At 70.3% G+C, this 20,341-nt stretch carries 17 protein-coding genes and 1 pseudogene; 8 read left to right on the forward strand and 10 right to left on the reverse strand.

The genetic code is table 11. The annotated features are described in order from the left end of the window. Positions 1-191: 191 nt before the first annotated feature. The gene (locus tag ACWFRB_RS16340) at positions 192-1,652 is read left to right on the forward strand and encodes a DUF222 domain-containing protein (RefSeq protein ID WP_452642185.1); all 1,461 of its coding nucleotides are present in this window, start codon (positions 192-194) and stop codon (positions 1,650-1,652) included. A 128-nt stretch (positions 1,653-1,780) separates the two neighbouring features. Here the strand turns inward: ACWFRB_RS16340 and ACWFRB_RS16345 are convergent, their stop codons facing one another. Both ACWFRB_RS16345 and ACWFRB_RS16350 read right to left on the reverse strand, forming a co-directional pair. Beyond that, positions 1,781-2,452: a class I SAM-dependent methyltransferase gene (locus ACWFRB_RS16345; RefSeq protein ID WP_452642222.1), complete on the reverse strand. Its 672-nt coding sequence runs from the start codon at positions 2,450-2,452 to the stop codon at positions 1,781-1,783. Continuing rightward, positions 2,450-3,385: pseudogene (locus ACWFRB_RS16350) on the reverse strand (NAD(P)/FAD-dependent oxidoreductase); the annotation flags it as partial. The gene ACWFRB_RS16345 and the pseudogene ACWFRB_RS16350, both read right to left, overlap by 3 nt. Positions 3,386-3,479: 94 nt before the next feature. On the opposite strand from ACWFRB_RS16350, the gene ACWFRB_RS16355 reads away from it, so the two are divergent. Both ACWFRB_RS16355 and ACWFRB_RS16360 read left to right on the forward strand, forming a co-directional pair. Beyond that, the gene (locus ACWFRB_RS16355; protein WP_452642186.1) at positions 3,480-4,064 is read left to right on the forward strand and encodes a helix-turn-helix domain-containing protein; all 585 of its coding nucleotides are present in this window, start codon (positions 3,480-3,482) and stop codon (positions 4,062-4,064) included. 28 nt (positions 4,065-4,092) lie between these two features. Further along, a complete protein-coding gene (locus ACWFRB_RS16360; RefSeq protein WP_452642187.1) occupies positions 4,093-4,857 on the forward strand; it encodes an SDR family oxidoreductase in 765 nt (254 codons plus the stop codon). A 16-nt stretch (positions 4,858-4,873) separates the two neighbouring features. Here the strand turns inward: ACWFRB_RS16360 and ACWFRB_RS16365 are convergent, their stop codons facing one another. Together ACWFRB_RS16365 and ACWFRB_RS16370 are read right to left on the reverse strand one after the other, a co-directional pair. Beyond that, entirely contained in the window at positions 4,874-5,119 is a 246-nt protein-coding gene (locus tag ACWFRB_RS16365) for a DUF2630 family protein (RefSeq protein ID WP_452642188.1), read from the reverse strand. Next, a complete protein-coding gene (locus ACWFRB_RS16370; protein WP_452642189.1) occupies positions 5,119-5,853 on the reverse strand; it encodes a DUF4386 family protein in 735 nt (244 codons plus the stop codon). Before ACWFRB_RS16370 ends, ACWFRB_RS16365 begins: the two co-directional genes overlap by 1 nt. A 59-nt stretch (positions 5,854-5,912) precedes the next feature. On the opposite strand from ACWFRB_RS16370, the gene ACWFRB_RS16375 reads away from it, so the two are divergent. Next, complete coding sequence (locus tag ACWFRB_RS16375) at positions 5,913-6,584, forward strand: TetR/AcrR family transcriptional regulator (protein ID WP_452642190.1); 672 nt, start codon at positions 5,913-5,915, stop codon at positions 6,582-6,584. Here ACWFRB_RS16375 and ACWFRB_RS16380 read toward each other — a convergent pair. Continuing rightward, positions 6,564-8,327: an FAD-dependent oxidoreductase gene (locus tag ACWFRB_RS16380; RefSeq protein WP_452642191.1), complete on the reverse strand. Its 1,764-nt coding sequence runs from the start codon at positions 8,325-8,327 to the stop codon at positions 6,564-6,566. The two genes, ACWFRB_RS16375 and ACWFRB_RS16380, sit on opposite strands and share 21 nt — an antisense overlap. 29 nt (positions 8,328-8,356) lie before the next feature. Beyond that, complete coding sequence (locus ACWFRB_RS16385) at positions 8,357-9,343, reverse strand: AurF N-oxygenase family protein (protein ID WP_452642192.1); 987 nt, start codon at positions 9,341-9,343, stop codon at positions 8,357-8,359. 244 nt (positions 9,344-9,587) lie between these two features. Here ACWFRB_RS16385 and ACWFRB_RS16390 point away from each other — a divergent pair, with 244 nt between their 5' ends. Beyond that, entirely contained in the window at positions 9,588-10,397 is an 810-nt protein-coding gene (locus ACWFRB_RS16390) for an FAD:protein FMN transferase (protein ID WP_452642193.1), read from the forward strand. A gap of 17 nt (positions 10,398-10,414) precedes the next feature. On the opposite strand, the gene pgi is transcribed toward ACWFRB_RS16390, so the two are convergent. Next, positions 10,415-12,064 carry a glucose-6-phosphate isomerase gene (gene pgi, locus ACWFRB_RS16395; RefSeq protein ID WP_452642194.1) on the reverse strand — a complete coding sequence of 550 codons (1,650 nt, stop codon included), beginning with the start codon at positions 12,062-12,064 and terminating at the stop codon, positions 10,415-10,417. A 185-nt stretch (positions 12,065-12,249) separates the two neighbouring features. Here pgi and ACWFRB_RS16400 point away from each other — a divergent pair, with 185 nt between their 5' ends. Continuing rightward, positions 12,250-13,701: an NAD-dependent succinate-semialdehyde dehydrogenase gene (locus tag ACWFRB_RS16400; protein WP_452642195.1), complete on the forward strand. Its 1,452-nt coding sequence runs from the start codon at positions 12,250-12,252 to the stop codon at positions 13,699-13,701. Positions 13,702-13,716: 15 nt separating this feature from the next. On the opposite strand, the gene ACWFRB_RS16405 is transcribed toward ACWFRB_RS16400, so the two are convergent. Beyond that, positions 13,717-14,010, reverse strand: coding sequence for a chorismate mutase (locus tag ACWFRB_RS16405; RefSeq protein ID WP_077042663.1), 294 nt, complete (start codon positions 14,008-14,010; stop codon positions 13,717-13,719). A gap of 127 nt (positions 14,011-14,137) precedes the next feature. Here ACWFRB_RS16405 and pcrA point away from each other — a divergent pair, with 127 nt between their 5' ends. Next, positions 14,138-16,606, forward strand: coding sequence for a DNA helicase PcrA (gene pcrA, locus ACWFRB_RS16410; protein WP_452642196.1), 2,469 nt, complete (start codon positions 14,138-14,140; stop codon positions 16,604-16,606). A gap of 22 nt (positions 16,607-16,628) precedes the next feature. On the opposite strand, the gene ACWFRB_RS16415 is transcribed toward pcrA, so the two are convergent. Both ACWFRB_RS16415 and ACWFRB_RS16420 read right to left on the reverse strand, forming a co-directional pair. Further along, entirely contained in the window at positions 16,629-17,027 is a 399-nt protein-coding gene (locus tag ACWFRB_RS16415) for a hypothetical protein (RefSeq protein ID WP_452642197.1), read from the reverse strand. Positions 17,028-17,127: 100 nt separating this feature from the next. Further along, positions 17,128-18,006 (reverse strand): M23 family metallopeptidase, encoded by an 879-nt coding sequence (locus tag ACWFRB_RS16420; protein WP_452642198.1) that lies wholly within the window; start codon positions 18,004-18,006, stop codon positions 17,128-17,130. Positions 18,007-18,435: 429 nt separating this feature from the next. On the opposite strand from ACWFRB_RS16420, the gene ACWFRB_RS16425 reads away from it, so the two are divergent. After that, the gene (locus ACWFRB_RS16425; RefSeq protein ID WP_452642199.1) at positions 18,436-20,325 is read left to right on the forward strand and encodes a hypothetical protein; all 1,890 of its coding nucleotides are present in this window, start codon (positions 18,436-18,438) and stop codon (positions 20,323-20,325) included. Positions 20,326-20,341: the final 16 nt, after the last annotated feature.

Raw genomic sequence — 20,341 nt, forward strand, 5'->3', positions numbered from 1 at the left:
GGCCGAGGTCGGTGCCGCGGTGGCCGCGATGGCCGCCGCCGCCGAGCGGGAGTGACCGCCGCGTAGAGGACAAGCGTCGGATCAGCATGGCCGAATTCATCGTTCCGCCGCCGGTCTACGTCTTGGGGCAGGAGCTCATCCCGTCACCTCCAAACCTTGATATCGAACGCATGTTCGAGTAAGGTGGGGGTATGGATCTCGACGAGATGCTCACCGCGCCCTCGGACGTGGTCGCGTGGCAGCTCGCCGACACCGAACTCCTGCGGCTGATTCCCGAACTATCGCTGCGGATGCGGCAGCTCGAGGCGCTGCGGGTGCGGCTGATGCACCAGGTCGATCAACGGTGCGTGGCCGAACAGGTCGGGGCCTCCTCGCCAGGCAACTGGCTCGCCGGGGCGGCCACCATGACGCCCGGCCAGGCGAATCGGATCGTCCGGCTCGGGCGGGAGCTGGCCAAGCGCCAGGAGGTGGCCGCCGCGTTCGACGCCGGCGACACCGATTACGACCAGATCCGCGTGATCGTCGAACTCCTCGCCAAGGTGCCCGACGGCGAATCTCCGGCCGACCCGAAGGCTGCCGCAGCTGAGGATGGGAGAGCCGAGGACTGCACCGGCGTCGCCTCAACTGTGGGCGATGGTGACCCCGACTCTGACGCGGCTGGCGACGGCGCTGGCCACGATGAGCGCGCCGGTGATCAGCCCGGCGTCGACTCGATCATCTTCGGTCCTCACGACACCCGTACCCAAGCCTGCGCCCGCTACCTGCTCTACGCCGCCCGCACCGAAGACTCCACGACCCTCGCCCGCCGCGCCAAGGCACTCGAACTGATCCTCAACGGCGACAAGAAGAACCCCGACTCCGAAAACCCCGAACTCAACGAATTCCACGCCTCACCCGGACTCGGCGGCCGCGTCCGTCTCAAAGGACACCTCGATGCCGCCTCCGGCGAAGCGCTCCTCACCGCCTTGTCTGCGCTGTCCAAGCCACGCCCCGGGGCCGACAACCGCGACGGACAAACCGGCAGAGACCAACGCACCCCCGCCCAGCGCCGCGCCGACGCCCTCACCCACATCGTCGGCTCATACCTGAACTCCGGACAGGCACCCACCGAAGGCGGCGAACGACCCCACATCAACGTCTTCGTCGACGCCGACGACCTCGCCGCCACCACCGACAACCACCACCAACACAACCGGGGCCGACGGCGTGGACCCGCTTGGATGCCGTGGCTCGGACCCATCACCCTCGACCTCGCCGCCCAAATCGCCTGCGACGCCGACATCACCCCCATCACCATGGACACCGACGGCAACCCCCTCGACGTCGGACGCACCACCCGCCTGATCCCCCGCAAACTCCGCCGCGCCCTGAACTCTCGTGACTGCGGCTGCGCCTTCCCCGGCTGCGGACGACCCGCCGCCTGGACCGAAGGCCACCACATTCAGCACTGGTCCAACGGCGGGCCAACCAACCTGTCAAACCTGGTACTGCTCTGCCGCTTCCACCACACCACCATCCACCGCGGCGACTGGACAGTCCACATCAGCAAAGACGACGGCCACCCCTGGTTCACCCCACCCACCTGGATCGACCCAAGGCGACAACCCATGCCGGCACACAACCGGCGCAACCAACTCCCCTTCGCCGCCTGAAGCGAAACCCACCGGGCACCGCCCGACACCACCCAGAAATGGGAGGCGTCGGAGCGGTGCCCGCCGCTCGTTCGGGGGTGTACCTATGTTCTCGTCAAGCTCCCGGGCTCTGGTCCGGTGAGCGACGGTCAGGGGCGCCTGCGGGCGCGCAGGACCGCGTCGTGGATGGTGACCTCCCTGCCGTCGGGATCCGTCGCCGTGCGCGCCCTGGCCTCGGCCGCCACGATGTCCCACTCGTCGGGGTCGAGCGCGCCCGCGAGCTCCTCCGCGGTGAAGAACAGCTCCGGCACCGGTGGTCGCGGCACGGTGGTCTGCAGGTCGGACGGATGATGCCCGACGATGAGCAGGTTCCCGCCCGGCGCGACGGCCGCCGCCAGCCGGGCGTACAGGACACCGCGCTGCGGCTCCGGCAGGTGCATGAAGTGCGCGGTGACGAGGTCGAAGCGACCCTCGACCGGCTCGGCGGTCAGGTCGGCGTGCACCCAGTTCAGCCGGCGCACCACGTCCGCGCCGAGGGCCTCGGCGCGCGCGGCCGCCCGCTGCAGCGCCGTGGTCGAGAAGTCCACCGCTGTCACCCGCCAGCCGCGTTCGGCCAGCCAATGCGCGTCGGCTCCTTCGCCCGCGCCGACGTCGAGCGCGGTACCCGGCGTCAGTTCGGCGGCCTCGGTCACGAGGTGGGGGTTCGGGCTACCGCTCCAGACCCCTGACCTCGAGCGGTAGCGCTCCTCCCATGCCCGTTCGTCGTCCACGCTGATCGGGCCACCTGGCGCCGGATCCTCCGACTGCCGGTGGGCGGTCACCGCGAGCCGGGTGTCCTCCGCGATGAGATCGGCGTTGATGGCCGCGCCCGCGTTCAGCCCCGCGGCGGCCGCCACGATCACCTGGGCCTTGAGGTCGGAGACGTTGCCCGCCGCCCACACCCCTTGGACCGCGGTGGCGCCCATCGGGTCGGCGGCGATGTAGCTGCCGATCACGTGCCCGGCCATCTCCTGCTCGGTGGGTTCGAGGCCGAGCTCACGCAGGAACCCGGCGCGGGCCTCGAAGCGCGGGGCGACCACGATCGCGTCACGCGGCACGCGCTCGCCGGTGCCCAAGCGGACCCCTGTGAACCGGTCGTCGTCGACCTCGAGGCCTGCGACCTCGCCGCGGACGACCACGATGCCGCGGGCGTCGAACTGCTCGAGCTCCTCGGGACTCGGCTCGGCCGCGGTGTGCAGGAACACGGTGATGTCCGCGCTCCACTGCCGCCACATCAGCGCCTGGTGCGCGGCCATCGGGCCGGTCGCCAGGATCCCGATCGCCCGGTCGCGGACCTCCCAGCCGTGGCAGTACGGGCAGTGCAGCACCTCGCGACCCCAGCGCTCGGCGACGCCCGGCACGTCCGGCAGTTCGTCCACCAGGCCCGTGGCCACCAGCAGCCTGCGGGCCGACACGGCAACGCCGTCGGCGAGTTCCACGCGGAAGCCCTCGCCGCCGGTGGCCCTGGCCGAGGTCACGGTGCCGCTCACGAACTCGGCGCCGTATCCCCGTGCCTCGGCCCGGCCAGCCGTCAGCAGCTCGGCGGGCGGGGTGCCCTCGCGGGTCAGGTAGTTGTGCGCGTGCGCCGCGGGGGCGTTGCGCGGCTCGCCCGCATCGATCACCAGAACCGAGCGCCGGGCGCGGGTCAGCGCCACCGCCCCGCTGAGTCCGGCCGCACCGCCGCCGACGATCACCACGTCGTACTTCTGCTCCACCGTCGTCTCCTCCGTTCGTTCGCCTCGTCGTTGCACTGTCCGTGCCGCGGATTGATTCGCGCAAGCTGTGTTGCGAAAGTGGCAAAATGGGCGCATGTCCGACGACCCACACGCGCTCGACGACGTCCTCGGCGCGGTAGGGCCGCGACTGCGGGCGATCCGCAGGCAGCGCGGCGCGACGCTGGCACAGCTCGCCGAGAGCACCGGGATCTCGGTGAGCACCCTCTCGCGACTCGAATCCGGGCAGCGCAGGCCGACTCTGGAACTGCTGCTCCCGCTGGCCCGCGCACACCAGTTGCCCCTCGACGAGCTCGTCGACGCGCCCGCGACCGGCGACCCGCGGATCCACCCCCGCCCGATCAGCCGCAACGGCGTCACCATCATCCCGCTGACCCGCAGGCCGGGCGGGATCCAGGCCTTCAAGCACGTCTTCCCGCCCGGCACTCCGTCGGTGGAGCCCCGGCTGTTGACGCACGAGGGCTACGAGTGGCTCTACGTCCTGTCCGGTCGGGTGCGGATGGTGCTCGGCGAGCACGACGTGATCCTGATGCCGGGCGAGGTGGCGGAGTTCGACACCCGCGTCCCGCACTGGTTCGGCAACCCCGGCCCCGAGCCCGCGGAGATCCTGAGCCTGTTCGGGCCGCAGGGCGAGCGGGCGCACGTGCGCACCCGGCGATGACCCTGCCGCGGCGCTAGGCTCGTCCGCTGTGACCCCCACGGCGAAGACGCGAACCACGATCCTGATCACCGGCGCCAGTTCCGGGCTCGGCGCGGAGATGGCGCGTCAGTTCGCCGCCAAGGGGCGCGATCTCGCGCTGTGTGCCCGCCGCATCGATCGGCTCGAGGACCTGCGCGGGGAACTGCTCGCCGCGCACCCGTCGATCAGGGTCGCGGTTCGGACCCTCGACGTCAACGATCACCGCGCGGTGTCCCGCGTGTTCGGCGAGCTCGACGACGAACTGGGCGGGCTCGACCGGATCGTCGTCAACGCTGGGCTCGGTAAGGGTGCGCCGATCGGCACAGGAAAGCCCGAGGCGAATCTGGAGACCGCGCAGACCAACTTCGTCGGTGCGCTCGCGCAGGCGGAGGCCGCGATGGAGTTGTTCCGCGCTCGTGGCGCGGGCCATCTGGTGCTGGTGTCCTCGATGAGCGCGGTGCGCGGACTACCGAAGGCGCAGACCGCCTACTCGGCGAGCAAGGCGGCGGTGTCCGCGATCGGGGAGGGGCTCGCCGCGGAACTCTCGCGCAGTCCGATCTGCGTCACCACCATCCTGCCCGGCTACATCCGGACCCCGATCAACGAAAAGGTGGCCAAGACGCCGCTGATGGCCGACACCGTCGCAGGGGTGCGGTCGATGGTGAAGGCGATCGAACGGGAGCCGAGGAGGGCCGTCGTGCCCGGCTGGCCGTGGCGACCGATCGATCTTGCGCTCCGTCTGCTGCCGACCGGGCTGACGGGGCGCTTCCTCTAGCCGTGCGGCCTGTCGGCTACTGCAGATAACCCTCGACCTGGCCTGCGGGGCTGACCGGTACCTCGTCCGGCGGCAGGCCCGCGTCGATGCGGGCCCGGCGCTGGCGCAACAGGTCCCAGCACTGGTCGAGGGTCTCCTCGATGGCGGCCAGCTGTGTCTGTTCCTGCTCGGGATCGAGGTCGCCCGCCTCGGTCTTCGCGCGCAGTTGGTGCTCGGCGTCGACGAGTCGGCGGATGCTCGCGAGGATGTCCTGTTCGCTCATCAGTGAACTCCACTCCTAGGGGACTGCGGGTTCCGCGATCCACCATAGGCCGGTTCGGGTTCCGGCGTTCGGCGTCCGAAGGCCAGCAGCGCCGCGAATGTCACCAACCAGGCGCTCCACAACAGGTACCCGGCGAAGTTCGCCAGTGCGGCTCCCGGCAGGTCCAGCGGCGCGAACATGCCTGCGGCGATCAGGGTGGCGGCGCCGAATCCCAATGCGGTGAACCAGGTTCCGGCCAGTGACCGGTGAAGTGCCGTCGCGACCATGGCGGTCCACGCCGCGGTGAGTGCGTAGCCGATGGTCTCGCCAACGACGACGCCGAGCACGGTGTTCACAGTCGTGAACACGTGCGTGGCGCCGGCATCCGTTTCCGCCCGCGCGGCGAGGAAGGGCACCAACAGCGGCCAGCGGGCGAGCCCGGTCAGTTGGACCGCCGAGGCGGCGATCCCGACCGGGATGCTTGCGCGGAGCAGCGCCGAGTCGCCGAGCCGTCCCACCCGCAGCGCGATCGGCGTCAGGAGCGCGGCTCCCGCGCAGAGCAGGGCGAACCACGCGACGATCTCGGCTTGGTCGGCCCTGAATTCGGCCAGGGTCTGCCCCGCAGGCCGGGTGAGGACGTCGGGATAGTCGAAGGCCGCACCCAGCCCGGCGAACGCGACGTTGAGAACCAGGGCTCCGGCGACGAGGAGGCCTGCGGTCAGGTGGCGGCTGTGGCGATCGGATGTGCGCATCATCGACTCACTCCCTCTGGCTGGACACCGTACAGTTAGCTGTACGGGGTACAGTCAACGCCGTGTCGGAGCGGGAGTCAACGGGTCGGCGGGAGCGCCCGGCCAGGCGCGCGTTCACCCGGGAGCAGGTGGTGGACACGGCGCTGGAGATCCTGGACGAGGGCGGCGGCGATGCGCTGTCGATCCGGTCGGTCGCCGGCAGGCTCGGGGTGAATCCGAACGCCGTCTACACCTACGTCGCGAGCCGCGCGGACCTCGAGCGCGAGGTCGCCGAGCGGGTGCTCGGTCAGGCCGATGCGAGCCTGCTCGCGGGGCCGACCGCGGACTGGCGGAACCGGATCGTGGCCTTCGGCACCGCGCTGCGCCTGCGGCTGCTCGAGCATCCTGCGGTGGCGCGGCTGCTGATGACCGCACCGATGAACGGCCCGGCCGCCCTCGAGGTGGGGGAGCGGCTGCTCGAGGCCCTCGCCGACGGCGGTCTCGACCCCGAGGAGGCGGCCCGCGCCACCTACCTGGTGATCGTGCACGTCGTCGGGTCGGTCGCGCTGGAGGTGGCCGAGACGGACGGCCGACCGCCGCTCGCGGCGGAGGCGGACCGGGTCGCGCAGCGCCGCACCGGTTTCGACGCAGTCGATGCCGAGCGGTGGCCGCGGACCGCGGCCACCGCCGGGGTGATGGCGGACTGGATCTCCGCCGAGCAGTTCGAGTGGGGGCTACGTCGACTGCTGGGGTGAGTTGGCCAGTGCCTGGCGGCGCAGGCGGAGCCGCCCGAGGACGGACGTCTCGGTTCCCCGGCCTGCCGCACCGGCGATGAGCGCGAGCTCGGCCTGGTCGGTGATCTTCTCGCGGATGCGGCCCCGCTCGGCGCCCCTGCTGCGTTCGGCTTCGTCGATCAGTTTCCATCCCGCGCGGTCGATCACCGCCGACTGTCGCTCCCGCACCAGTCGGTTCAGCGCGGTCGCGGTCGACCGGGGCTCGCGCAGCCGACCCGAGTTGAAATCGTCGACGAGCCGGGTCACGGTCTCCTGCGCGCAGGACTTGTTCGTGCCGATGAACCCGCTCGGCCCGCGCTTGATCCAGCCGGTGGCGTACGCGCCCGTGAGCACGGAGCCGCCCGGTCCGTCGAGCACCCGCCCGCCGGCATTGGGGATCACCCCGGCCGAATGATCGAACGGCACCCCCGCGATCGGCACCCCTCGGTACCCGATCGAGGTGAGGACGAGGCCTGCCTCCAGTCGTTCCGTCTCGCCGGTCGACTCGACCCGCACCCCGCCGTCCTCCCCGACGGTCAGCACGTTGCGGGCGAGCTCGACGCCGGTGACCCGGTCGTCGCCGCTGATCGCGGTGGGGGACAACAGGTAACGCAGCGAGATCCGGCGCCGCTCCCGGCCCGGCTCGCCCTCGCGTCCGGTGGACCGGAGCAGCGTCAGCTTCTGATCCACCGCGTGCGAGAGTTCGCCGTCACGGGCGAGGCGCTCGCTCGTGGGGTCGAGCACCATCTCGTCGGGGCGGACCACCACGTCGATGTCGGGGGCGTCGAGAAGGCCGGTGAACTCGGGAACCGTGAAGGCGGACTGGGCGATTCCGCGCCGCGCGACGATCACCACCTCCTCGATCCGGCTGCCGCGCAGCGCCTCGAGGGCGGCGGGGGCGATGTCGGTGGCGGCGAGACGGTCGGGGTCCGCGGTCAGTATCCGCGCGACATCGAGTGCGACATTGCCGTTTCCGATGATGACGGCCCGTCGGTGGGACAGGTCGAAGTGATCGTCGGCGTGGTCGGGATGGCCGTTGTACCAGGCCACCAGGTTCGTCGCGGAGGTCGAGCCGGGGAGGTCCTCGCCGGGGATCCCGAGGCCGCGGTCGGTCGAGGCGCCGACCGCGTAGATCACGGCGTGGTGATGCGCGAGCAGTTCGTCGTGGGTCAGGTGTTCACCGACCTCCACGTTCAGGAAGTACTCGAATCCCGGCTGGGCCGCGATCTTGTCGTACAACCGGGAGACCTGCTTGGTCTTCTGGTGATCGGGCGCGACGCCCGCGCGGACCAGGCCGTGCGGCACAGGGAGCCGGTCGAAGACATTGACCTGGACCCCGGGCTGGGTGAGCAGCTCGTCGGCGGCGTACATCGCGGCCGGGCCGGCCCCGACGATCGCCACCCGCAGCGGACCCCGGTCGCGGCGGACCTCGGGTGCGGGCACGACGGGCGCCAGCACCGGCCGGGGGCGCGGCTCCTTGTAGAAGTCCGCGTTGATCGTCAGGAACGGCTGCTGGGACTCCGAGAGCTTCGAGTGCGGGACGATCGCGTCCACCGGGCACGCGGAGATGCAGGCACCGCAGTCGACGCACGAGGCCGGGTCGATGTGCAGCATCTCCGCCGTCAGGAAGTCGGGCTCGTCCGGCGTCGGGTGGATGCAGTTGACGGGGCAGGCGTACACGCAGGAGGCGTCGCTGCAGCAGGATTGGGTGACGACATGGGGCATTGCGAACAGCTTCCGATCTGGGGGTCTGGTCAGGCGGCGCTGCGGACCGGCTCACTGCGGTAGCGCGAGGTCTTGCCGTCGATCTTCAGGCCCTTCCAGACCAGGCGCGACGCGGGGTTCATCAGCCCACTGTCGGTGGCCAGCATCCGCACGTCCGCGAAGTAGTCACGCAGGGTCTGGCGCGCCTCGGGGGTGTCCCAGAACAGGTCCTTCTTGGCCTGCTTCGGGATGTCGAACTCGCGCCAGAACTGCTTCGGCGGGATGACGATGACGTCGCACAGGATGCGCATGATGATCGGCATCGCCAGCGAGGCGAAGAACCGCCCGACCTTCGACATCTTCGGGACGCGCCGACGCAGGAACTGGTGCGCGAAGGAGATGTGCCTGGCCTCCTCGGCGACGTGAATCGCCATGACGCCCTTCATGATCGGGTGGATGACGCCGTCCTCACGCAGCACGGCCTTCTGGATGTGGTCGATCGGCTCCTCGCCCGCGAGGACGCCCATGAAGAAGATCACCGGCAGCGTCGAGCCCGCCAGCGGGAGGAACGGCGAGACGAAGCGCATCAGCGGCCCCATGCCGGGGGTGTCCTTGCCGATCCGGTTGACCATCTCCTGGAACATCAGGGTGTGGTTGCACTCCTCGATGCTCTCGTGGGTGCAGTACCGGGCCTCGGCGGAGCCGTTCTCCAGCGAGAAGACGTACTGCATCATCCCGCGGATCAGGATGTTCTCGAACTGCAGGCCGACCTTGGCGACGTTGGCCTGCCGCCACATGCCGATCTCGATCTGCTTTTCCAGTGGCAGCGCCTGGTACCACGGATGGCTGCCGAGGGGGTCGCTCTCCTTCTGGAGGACCCACCTGGGGTCGTTCGGGATCACCGCGAACTCGGGCGAATCCCAGTCGATGTCCTCGAAGGGATCGAAGTGCTTGTGCACCGAGGCTTCCGACAGCATCGTCAGGGACTCGTCGTACCGGGCCTGATCGGATCGATCGGTCGCTGTCGTCAGTGTCATGGCTACTCCCGCTGTCGCTGTCGTTGCTGAGGCGATCGCGCACGGCATCGTCTCTTCGGTGCGGCGTTCCGGCCGCGGTGTCTCGATGTTCAGGTAACTGTAACCGTGAGTCGCATGCAAATCCAGGCCTTCGGGCAATTGGATCGCGGCGGCAGGAAAATTCGCTCAGTCCCAGCTCAGAAACCTGGCGCATACTGGTTTCAGCAGACCCGCCGCGTTGGCGGCCGATCCGTGGAGCACGATCATGGTTCCGAGCATTCAATGGCACACCTGGGGTAGCGAGGTGGAGGTCCGGGTGACCGAAGGGGCGGCGCTCCACGCTGCGGCGGACATCGCAGAGGCCTCCCTGGCCGACGTCCGTGCCGTCTGCGACCTGACCCGCGGCGATGCCGAGATCCATGCCGTCAACCTCTCCCAGGGCATGCCGGTCAAGATCAGCCGTCGACTCACCGCGCTGATCCGGGCAGCGTTGTGGGCCGCCCGGATGACCGGCGGCGCCGTCGACCCGCTCGCCCGTGACACGGCGGACCCGCGGCGGGTGCCTCCGATCCACCCCGAATGCACATTCGAGGACGTCCGGCTCGACGGCGACACGGTTTTCGCCCCGTTCGGGGTCTACTTCGACATCACGGACACCGCGAAGGCGGGCGTCGCGGACCGGGCCGCCCAGGCCGCCGCGGGCACGCTCGAATGCGGCGTCCTGGTCCGGATCGGCGACACCATCTCGACCGCGGGGCACTGCCCGATCGGGGGGTGGCAGGTGGAGATCGGGGCAGGCGCGCCGATCGAGGTGCTCACCGGGAAGTCGATGGCCTCAGCACGCCCCGCGGTGCTGGCGGAGTGGGACGCCGACGGCGGATTGGACGGCGTCACGGTGATCACCGAGGACAGTCTCTGGGCCTATGCGGCGGCGGCCGCGGCAGTGAGCCGGGGAGTGGCCGCGCTGCGCTGGCTCGACGAGAACGAGCTCGCCGCCCGCGTCGCGTACCGACGGGGCGCGGTGCGCATCACCGACGCGTGGACCCACCTGCTGCCCCACGGTCACGTCGCCTAGGGCGAGCCGGGCGGACCTCAGACCGCGCGGCCGCGCCTGCTGCGGTACCACCGCACCAGGGTGTCGGTGGACGAATCGGCTTGCTCCGCAGGGGCTTCGGGGTTGGTGAGGATCGGGCCGAGCTCGAGGGCCTGGGTCTTGCCCAGCTCGACGCCCCACTGGTCGAAGGAATCGATGCCGAACACGACGCCCTCGACGAAGACCTGGTGCTCGTACAGCGCGATCAGCTGGCCGAGTGCCGAGGGGGTGATCCGGGGCGCGAGGATGGTGGTCGACGGCCGGTTGCCGGGCATCACCTTGTGCGGCACCAGTTCCGGTGCGGTGCCCTCGGCCGCGATCTCCTCCGCGGTCTTGCCGAACGCAAGGACCTTGGTCTGGGCGAACAGATTGCTCATCAGGATGTCGTGCATGCTGCCGGTGCCGTCGAGCGTCGGCAGATCGTCTGTCGGCTCGGCGAATCCGATGAAGTCGGCAGGGGAGAGCCGGGTGCCCTGGTGCAGCAACTGGTAGAAAGCGTGCTGGCCGTTGGTGCCCGGCTCGCCCCAGAAGATCTCGCCGGTCGGGGTGGTCACCGGGGATCCGTCGGCGCGCACCGACTTGCCGTTCGACTCCATGGTGAGCTGCTGCAGGTAGGCCGCGAACCGGCCGAGGTCGTTGGAGTAGGGCAGCACCGCACGCGAATCGGAGTCGAAGAAGCTCGAGTACCAGAGGCCGATGAGGCCGAGCAGCACCGGCGCGTTGTTCTCGAGCGGGGCGGTCGCGAAATGCCGGTCGATGGTGTGGAAGCCCTCGAGGAACTCGCCGAACCCCTCCTTGCCGATCACACACATCAGCGACAGCCCGATGGCCGAGTCCACGGAATAGCGTCCGCCGACCCAGTCCCAGAAGCCGAACATGTTGTCGGTGTCGATACCGAAATCGGACACCCGCTCGGCGTGGGTGGACACGGCGACGAAGTGCTTGGCGACGGCGTCCTCGCCGAGGGCCGCGGTGACCCAACGCCTGGCCGCCGTTGCGTTGGTGAGGGTCTCGAGGGTGGAGAAGGTCTTCGAGGCGACGATGAACAGCGTGGTCGCCGGGTCGAGACCGGCCAGCTTGCTCACCAGGTCGGAGGGATCGATGTTGGAGACGAACCGCGCCGCGATGCCTGCATCCGCGTAGTGCCGCAGCGCCCGGTACGCCATCACCGGACCCAGATCGGAACCGCCGATGCCGATGTTGACCACGGTGGTGATGCGCTCACCGGTGGCCCCGCGCCAGTCGCCCGAGCGCAGCCGATCGGTGAAGCGCCCCATCTGGTCGAGCACCTCGTGGACATCGGCGACCACGTCCTGGCCATCGACCACCAGGGTCGCGTCGGCGGGCAGTCGCAGCGCCGTGTGCAGGACGGCGCGGTCCTCGGAGGTATTGATGTGATCGCCCCGGAACATCGCGTCCCTGCGCTCCTCGACCCCGGCCGCGCGGGCCAGTTCGATCAGCAACCGCAGGGTCTCGCGTTCGACCCGGTGCTTGCTGTAGTCGATGTAGAGATCGCCTGCCGTCACCGTGAGCTCGCTGCCGCGCTTGGGGTCCTCGGCGAAGATCTCGCGCAGGTGTCGTGTCCCGACCTCGTCGTGGTGCGCGCGAAGCTCCTGCCAGGCGGCCGTGGCGGTGATGTCGAGACTCATACGTCGAGACTAGTGGGGGAGAACCGGCGGCGCTCAGCGCTTCCCGGTGCGGGCACTCCTTGATCGATCGTGTCCGGCCGGTTCGCCGAGTGTGCACCCACGGGCGGGCCCACTCGGCCGACCCGACGGAACCTGCACGCTCGACGGGGCCTTCCAATACGCGCGCGGGCGGGCAGTATGGAGCCATGGACGAGCGAACTCTGATCGAGTCGGTTCCCACGAAGCTCTGGATCGGCGGCAAACAGGTGGACGCGGCAGGCGGCGCGACGTTCACGGTGGTCAACCCCGCGACCGGCGAGCCCCTCGCCGAGGTCGCGGACGCAGGCCCCGCCGACGGCCTGCTCGCGCTCGACGTGGCGGCGGCCGCCCAGCGCGAGTGGGCGGCCACCCCGGCGCGCAAGCGCGGCGAGATCCTGCGGGCGGTGTTCGAGGCGATCACCGCCCGCGCCGATGACTTCGCCCTGCTGATGACGCTGGAGATGGGCAAGGTGCTGGCCGAGAGCAAGGGCGAGGTGGCCTACGGCGCCGAGTTCTTCCGCTGGTTCAGCGAGGAGGCGGTGCGGATCGCGGGCCGCTACACCCATGCCCCGGCGGGCACCGGCCGGATCCTGGTCGGCAAGGCCCCGGTCGGGCCGTGCCTGGCGATCACCCCGTGGAATTTTCCGCTGGCGATGGGGACCCGCAAGATCGGGCCCGCCCTCGCCGCGGGCTGCACGATGATCGTCAAACCCGCCGCCGAGACGCCGCTGACCATGCTGTTGCTCGGACAGCTCATCGCCGACGCCGGGCTGCCCGACGGCGTCCTGTCGGTGCTGCCGACCTCGAACGCTGGCGCGCTGACCGAGCCGCTGATCGACGATCCGCGGCTGCGCAAGCTCACCTTCACCGGGTCAACCGGAGTCGGGCGCAAGCTGATCGAGCAGTCCGCGAAGGGGCTGCTGCGCACCTCGATGGAGCTCGGTGGGAACGCGCCCTTCGTCGTGTTCGACGACGCGGATCTGGACGCAGCGGTGGACGGGGCGATGCTGGCCAAGCTGCGCAACGGTGGCGAGGCCTGCACCGCGGCGAACCGATTCCACGTGCAGAACTCGGTACGCGAGGAGTTCAGTGCCAGGCTGACCGAGCGGATGCGGTCGATGACCCTCGGTCCCGGCACCGATCCGGATTCGAAGCTCGGACCCCTGATCAACCCCGCCCAGCTCGACACCGTCAGCGAGCTGGTGCGGGACGCGGTCGCGGTGGGGGCGCAGGTGCGACTCGGCGGCCAGGCGCCGGGCGGGCCGGGCTACTTCTACCCGGCGACGGTGCTGGCGGACGTGCCCGTCGAGGCCCGCATCCTGCGCGAGGAGGTGTTCGGTCCGGTCGCCGCGATCGCCGGGTTCGACACCGAGGAGGAGGGCATCGCCGCCGCCAACGACACCGAGTACGGGCTGGCCGCCTACATCTACACGCAGAGCCTGGATCGGGCGCTGCGGGTGGCGGAGGCGCTCGAGACCGGGATGGTCGGCGTCAACAGGGGCGTGATCTCCGACGCCGCCGCGCCGTTCGGGGGCGTCAAGTCCTCCGGGTTCGGACGCGAGGGCGGCAGCGAGGGCATCGAGGAGTACCTGGAGACCAAGTACATCGCGCTCCAGTAGCGGTTGGCTCCGGTCCTACTGGCCGAGCCGGCCGCGGCCGAGGCGCAGCAGCAGCATCGCCAGGGTGTGGCCCTCCTGGCCGAGGTCGCTGAAGCGCTCGAGAACCTTCATCTCGCGGCTGTGCACGAGGCGGGGGCCGCCGGAGGCCATCCGGGTGCGGCCGATGATCTGCGAGACCTCGCTGCGGCGCTTGATCGCGGCGAGGATCTCGGCGTCCAGTCGGTCGATCTCCAGTCGGAGCTCCTCGATCTCGGCCTCGCTGGTGGGGAGGTCGGGGTCGGTGGCATCCGATGGAACTGAGCCGCCCATGTGTATTTCTCCTCGTGTCAGATCAGGAATCACAGTTTGCCACGGGTGCGAGGGGCTGACCATCGGCGGGGGCGGGGGCCGGTCCGGGGGCGCCGCTGTCGGTGCGCGGCGGTAGCGTTGACAGACGATGAACACTTTCTCAGCAGCAGCTCAGGCACGCTTTGTGCAGGCAGCGCCCCGTACCCCTTCGGCGGCCCTCCTCGAGGGACTCAACCCGCAGCAGCGCGAGGCAGTGGTGCACGCCGGTTCGCCGCTGCTGATCGTGGCGGGGGCGGGCTCGGGGAAGACCGCCGTGCTGACCCGTCGCATCGCGTATCTGCTCGCCGAGCGGGACGTGGCGCCCGGACAGGTCCTGGCGATCACGTTCACCAACAAGGCCGCCGCGGAGATGCGCGAGCGCGTGGCGCACCTCGTCGGTCCCCGGGCCAACAACATGTGGGTCTCGACCTTCCACTCGAGCTGCGTGCGGATCCTGCGGATGCAGGCCGCGCTGTTGCCGGGGTTGAACTCGAACTTCACCATCTACGACGCGGACGATTCGCGCCGGCTGCTGACGATGATCTCGAAGGACCTCGAGATCGATGCGAAGCGGTACTCCGCGCGACTGCTGGCCACGCACATCTCGAACCTCAAGAACGAGCTGATCGACCCGGAGCGGGCCGCGGCCGACGCCGACAAGGATCCGAACGAGCTGGTCCGGTTGGTCGCGAAGGTGTACGGCCACTACCAGGCTCGACTGCGCGCGGCCAACGCGATGGACTTCGACGACCTGATCGGCGAGACCGTCGCGCTGCTGCAGAACTTCCCGCAGGTGGCCGAGTACTACCGGCGTCGGTTCCGGCACGTGCTGGTCGACGAGTACCAGGACACCAACCATGCGCAGTACGTGCTGGTGCGCGAGCTGGTCGGAGGGGTCGCGGACACCGGGGCCCAGGTCCCGCCCGCCGAGCTGTGCGTGGTCGGCGACGCGGACCAGTCGATCTATGCGTTCCGCGGCGCCACGATCCGCAACATCGAGGAGTTCGAGCGCGACTACCCCGACGCCAGGACCATCCTGCTCGAACAGAACTACCGATCCACCCAGAACATCCTGTCGGCCGCGAACGCGGTGATCTCCCGCAACACCGGCAGGCGCGAGAAGCGGCTGTGGACCGACTCCGGCGAGGGCGAGCTGATCACCGGCTACGTCGCCGACAACGAGCACGACGAGGCCTACTTCGTCGCCTCCGAGATCGACAAGCTGGTGGACGCGGGCGACGCGAAGTTCGGTGAGGTCGCGGTGTTCTACCGCACCAACAACTCGTCCCGGGCGCTGGAGGAGATCTTCATCCGCCTCGGCCTGCCGTACAAGGTGGTCGGCGGCGTCCGGTTCTACGAGCGCAAGGAGGTTCGCGACGTGGTCGCGTACCTGCGGGTGCTGCAGAACCCCGACGACACGGTCAGCCTGCGCCGGATCCTCAACACCCCGCGCCGCGGCATCGGCGACCGTGCCGAGGCCTGCGTGGCCGTGCACTCGGAGCAGCGCGGCGTCGGCTTCGCGCAGGCGCTGCGGGACGCGGCGGACGGTGTGGTGCCGCTGCTGAACACCCGCTCGCAGAAGGCGATCTCGGCGTTCCTCGAGATGATGGACGACATCCGGGAGACGATGCAGCCCGACGACACCGGGCTGATCGACATCGGCGAGGTGGTCGAGGCCGTTCTCGACCGGACCCGTTACCGGGCGGAGCTCGAGGCGAGCAGCGATCCGCAGGACGGCGCGCGACTGGACAACCTCAACGAGTTGGTCAGCGTTGCGCAGGAATTCAGCTCCGATGCACGCAATGCCGCCGGTGTGGAGACGGAGATCGACGAGAGCCTCGAGGGTGCGCTCGCTGCCGCGTCCGACGGCGAGCTCGACCCCACCGAGGGCGAGCCGGACCCGGGCTCGCTCGCCGCGTTCCTCGAGCGGGTGTCACTGGTGGCCGATTCCGACCAGTTGCCAGACAACGGCGACGGCGTGGTGACCCTGATGACCCTGCACACCGCGAAGGGCCTCGAATTCCCGGTGGTCTTCGTGACCGGCTGGGAGGACGGCCAGTTCCCGCACATGCGCGCGCTCGGCGACCCGGCAGAGCTGTCCGAGGAACGCAGGCTGGCCTACGTCGGCATCACAAGGGCCCGGCATCGTCTGTACCTCACCCGCGCGATCATGCGCTCGGCGTGGGGTCAGCCGATCACCAACCCGGAATCACGGTTCCTGCAGGAGATCCCGTCCGACCTGCTGCACTGGCGGCGGGAGGATCCGGGTACCGGCGCCGGTGGCGCGATCGGTGGCGGGCGACCCCGCGGAGGTCAGGGCTATGGCGGAGGCGGCTTCGGCGGTGGTCAGGGTTACGGCGGGTCGGGCAACGCCACACCGAGCTTTGGTGCTGCCCGGGCTCGCAACAACCACCTGGTGCTCGCCGTCGGCGATCGCGTCAGCCACGACAAGTACGGTCTCGGGACGGTGTTGGAGACCAAGGGCAGCGGGCCGACGGCGACGGTCACCGTCGACTTCGGCTCCGCGGGCAAGGTGCGCCTGATGCTCATCGGCGGCGTCCCCATGGTCAAGCTCTAGCCCGAGCGGCGTGACGTCCTCGCTACGAGGAACTCCCGAGCGGCGACGGGACGGCGTCGAACTGCAGTGTGGTCGTGGCCGGGTCGCCGCCGGGCGCGTCGAACGTGAAGACCGCGACGTACCGTCCGGGTTCGTTGACACGGGTGGCCACCGTTGCCCCGCCGAGGGTCAGGGGGACGGTGAGGGTCCGGTCGTCGCCGTCCGGTTCGGTGATGTGGACCAGCACCGGGGTGGTCGAATCCGCGCCTGCCGGGACGGGGCTGACGGCCATGGCGAGCGTCACCAGGTTGTCCGAGTACACGGTTCCGATCGGTGGCATGGCGGTGATCTGATAGGTGGCGGCCGAAGCGCCGGGCGCCAGTGCGAGCGAGACTGCGCCGGTGAGAGCGGCGATGACGACGGACCCTCGGGAGTAGTTCACGCGAACCCCTTGCTACGTAGACGTCAACGGAGTCTGGCGCACCAAAGGCTAATGCAGACAGCGCCGTTCCGCCGGACGAATGCCGGGGTGGGGGTCGTTCCTAGTCGCGCTCGACGCCGAGGCTGATGCCGCGGGTCGCGAGCCAGGGCAGCGGATCGATCTTGTTCTCGCCGCCGAGGTGCACCTCGAAGTGCAGGTGCGGGCCGGTGGAGAAGCCGCGGTTGCCCATCCGTGCGATCTGATCGCCGGCCATGACCTTCTGGCCGACCGAGACGTTGGACGAGTCGATGTGGCCGTAGACGGTGACGGTGCCGTCGGCGTGCCGCAGCCGCACCCACATGCCGAAGCCCTGCGCGGGACCGGAGTCGATGACCTCGCCGTCGGCGACCGCGTAGATCGGGGTGCCGATGGCGTTCGCGATGTCGACGCCCGCGTGCAGCGTGCCCCACCTGGCGCCGTAGCCGGAGGTGTAGGAGCCGACGGCGGGCAGTACGAAGAGGGGGCGACGGGCGGCGGCCTCGCGGGCGGCACGCTCCTCGCTGAACCGCTGGCCCTTGGCGAGCAGGTTCGAGAACTGGCTGAGGTCCGTCGGTGCCGCGATGTTGAGGACCTGCGGAGCCTGGGAGCCCGCATTCGCGGCCGTGTCGGCGGCGAACTGGGCGGCCTGCGGCTCGGCGGTGGCGGCGCTGCCCGTGGAGCTGTCGTCCGAGGCCAGATTGAGCTCGGCGGTGTCGGCGCTGCTGGGGCCGCTCAGGCCGGCCTGGCCCGCGGCGACGACGGCGCCTGCGGCGACCGCGATGACTGCGGCGCGGCCCTTGAGGGCGGTGGGGGGAGTGGGGATCCGGTGCGCTCCACCGCGGCGAGCGGGAGCTGCGAGATCCGATTCGTAAGAGGTGTCGAGCTGGTCGAGCGAGGCGGAGCGGTAGTTCGTGGAGCGCGGTGTTCCGAGATTCGCGGATCCGATGTAACGATCCGACACGCGATGCGAATAAGTCTGCGTGGTCTCGTTGTCGCCTGCGTATTCGAAGCTCGATCTGCTGGGTTCGACCGGGGCCTGGTAGCGAGGCTCTACTACGGGGTGACCTGCGGAAATCGAGTAAACCGTCGTCGAGGCCTCTTCGGCCTGCTGCTGCGGTGCGAAGCGGCTTGATTGGAAGGGTGCGCGATGCCTGGACACTTGCCGCCTTCCTGTTCGTGATCTGTCTGTGACTTTGACCCAAGCGACGGTAACGAAACGGTTGCGAGCGCCGCAACTCCTAGCGCTATCTGGTTGGGATATGTGAGATGCATCACAGAGTGATTACGGCCGGGCCTGGGAATACGCCGGAAGGCGGCTGTGACGAGGCGAGCTGGATTCTTGTGAAGTTCGGTCGAGACCGACGCCGATGACCCACTAGCGTCTGTCCGCGTGGCGCCCTCACCGGATCTCAGAACCAGTTCTCGGGCCAAGCCCGAACGCATCGACGCCCAGGACGGGTTCGGCTCGGCCGAGCCGTCCCGCGGCCCGGGGCCGGTCGCGATCGCGGCGGTCGTGCTCGCCCTGCTCGGTGTCGCCGCGACGGCGGTCGCCCCCGTGCTCGGCGTCATCCGCCAGGAGACCGGGCCCGCCGTCGCCGCTGCCGCCGTCACCGCACTCGTCTGCGCGACACTGGCGCCTGCATTGGCCGTGCTGGCACTGGTGGGCCGCAGGCCTGCCGTCGCGGGGACGGTGTTGGCAGGCGCAGGCGGTGTCTCGGTCGGGCTGGTGGTGCTCGACCTCCAACTCCTCGACGACCCGATCAACGCGAACCGGCTCGAGCTGTTCCGTCCGCTGACCGCCGCGTCCCTCAGTGCGGGCCCCGGCGCCTACGTGATCCTGGCGGGGCACGTCCTCGCGGTCCTGGCGGGGTTGCTCGGACTCGTCGCGGCGGCGAGGGCCTCGAACGCCGACGGCTACGGCCACTCCGACTACCCGGATCACGACGGGGCGGGTGTCGGCCGCCGGATCGGCGCCGGACTCTCGATTCTCGCGGTGGGGGCCGCCGTGGTCCTCGCCGCGGCACTCTTCGCGCCGCCGCTGAGATCGACCGACCCGGTGCTCCTGGTGCCTGCCGTCATCGAGTCCGCGGCCCCGATGTCGTTGGGTGCCGGGCTGGTCGGGGTGGCGGTGCTGATCGTGGTCGCCGCGGCACTGGCCGCGATCTCGCCGCTTGGTGCGGCCGGCGCCATCGTCGGGGCCGCGGTGGCGGCGCTCGGTGCGGTCGGCGTGCGGCTGGTCGCGGGCCTGCTGGCGGGCGACGGCGTCTCGGTGGGTCCCGGATCGGTGGTGGCGATCGCGGCGTGCGCGGTGCTCATCGCGGTCGGCTGTGTGATCCCGGCCGCCGCGGCCGCAAGGGCGCGCCGCGGGCTGGCGCAACTCCTGGCGCAGTCCGCCGCCGCGGCCACGGCGGCGCCCGCGAGTGCGGGCACCTCCAAGTCCGCCGCCCGCGCGAGGGCGGCCGCGGCCGAGCGGGCTCGGGTCGGGCGCTGGCACGTCGCCACCGCCGTGGTCGGGATCGGGGCCGGGTTGCTCGGCGCGGTGGGGGCGCTCCTGCCCGTGTTGTCGGTTCCGGACGGGGTGCCGGAGCCGCGGATCCTGGCGACCAGGGTGGTGCTGCTGGCGGGGGTGGTGCTGGTGGTCGCCTGCGTCTGGCTGCTGCTCTCGGAGTTCGCAGGCCTGGTGCGCCCCGCGGTCGGGGTGCTGTGGGCCGCTCACGTGATGGCGGTCGCCGCGGCGCTGCAGGCGCTGGTGGTCGCGGGCGACCTGCCGGGGGTCGGGCCAGGCCCAGGCGCGGCGCTGCTCGCCCTGTCCGCGGTCGCGGCGGCCGCGACCGGACTCCTCGCGCTCTGCGCGGGGTCGGCCGAGCGCGACGGCATCGACACCTCGGTCGACGTGCCCGTCCAGCCGCCGGTGCTGATCGTCGGCTCGGTCGCGGCGCTCGCGTCGGTGGCCGCTCTCGGTTTGCCGCTGTATCGCGGTCGCGACTTCGGCCCGGACTCGTTCGCGCAGTGGCCGTGGGGCTGGGATCTGTGGGGTCGTGCACTCCTCGCGGTGGTGATCGTCGCTGCCGTGCTCGTCGCCACGCGGTCCAGGGCGGCGCGGGGCGCGTCCCTGATGATCGGCGCGGTGTCCGGAATGTCCGTATACCTGATGGGGTGGCCACTGACACGCGCTCGCGTTGCGGAGCCCGCGATGGGGGCGGGGGCGGTCTGCGGGCTCGTTGCGGTTGTGTTGCTCGCGGTCACCGCTTTCATGGTGGTTCGGCGAAATTGCCGGTGAGCTGACGCTCACGCCC

The organism is Rhodococcus sp. NPDC055112, assembly GCF_053607505.1.

Excerpts from the sequence above, each read along its gene's own strand:
- ACWFRB_RS16365 (WP_452642188.1), bottom strand. The coding sequence starts at position 5,119 with ATGAGCGAACAGGACATCCTCGCGAGCATCCGCCGACTCGTCGACGCC.
- ACWFRB_RS16400 (WP_452642195.1), top strand. The coding sequence starts at position 12,250 with ATGGACGAGCGAACTCTGATCGAGTCGGTTCCCACGAAGCTCTGGATC.
- pcrA (WP_452642196.1), top strand. The coding sequence starts at position 14,138 with ATGAACACTTTCTCAGCAGCAGCTCAGGCACGCTTTGTGCAGGCAGCG.
- ACWFRB_RS16390 (WP_452642193.1), top strand. The coding sequence starts at position 9,588 with ATGGTTCCGAGCATTCAATGGCACACCTGGGGTAGCGAGGTGGAGGTC.
- ACWFRB_RS16355 (WP_452642186.1), top strand. The coding sequence starts at position 3,480 with ATGTCCGACGACCCACACGCGCTCGACGACGTCCTCGGCGCGGTAGGG.
- ACWFRB_RS16370 (WP_452642189.1), bottom strand. The coding sequence starts at position 5,853 with ATGATGCGCACATCCGATCGCCACAGCCGCCACCTGACCGCAGGCCTC.
- ACWFRB_RS16380 (WP_452642191.1), bottom strand. The coding sequence starts at position 8,327 with ATGCCCCATGTCGTCACCCAATCCTGCTGCAGCGACGCCTCCTGCGTG.
- ACWFRB_RS16405 (WP_077042663.1), bottom strand. The coding sequence starts at position 14,010 with ATGGGCGGCTCAGTTCCATCGGATGCCACCGACCCCGACCTCCCCACC.
- ACWFRB_RS16385 (WP_452642192.1), bottom strand. The coding sequence starts at position 9,343 with ATGACACTGACGACAGCGACCGATCGATCCGATCAGGCCCGGTACGAC.
- pgi (WP_452642194.1), bottom strand. The coding sequence starts at position 12,064 with ATGAGTCTCGACATCACCGCCACGGCCGCCTGGCAGGAGCTTCGCGCG.
- ACWFRB_RS16340 (WP_452642185.1), top strand. The coding sequence starts at position 192 with ATGGATCTCGACGAGATGCTCACCGCGCCCTCGGACGTGGTCGCGTGG.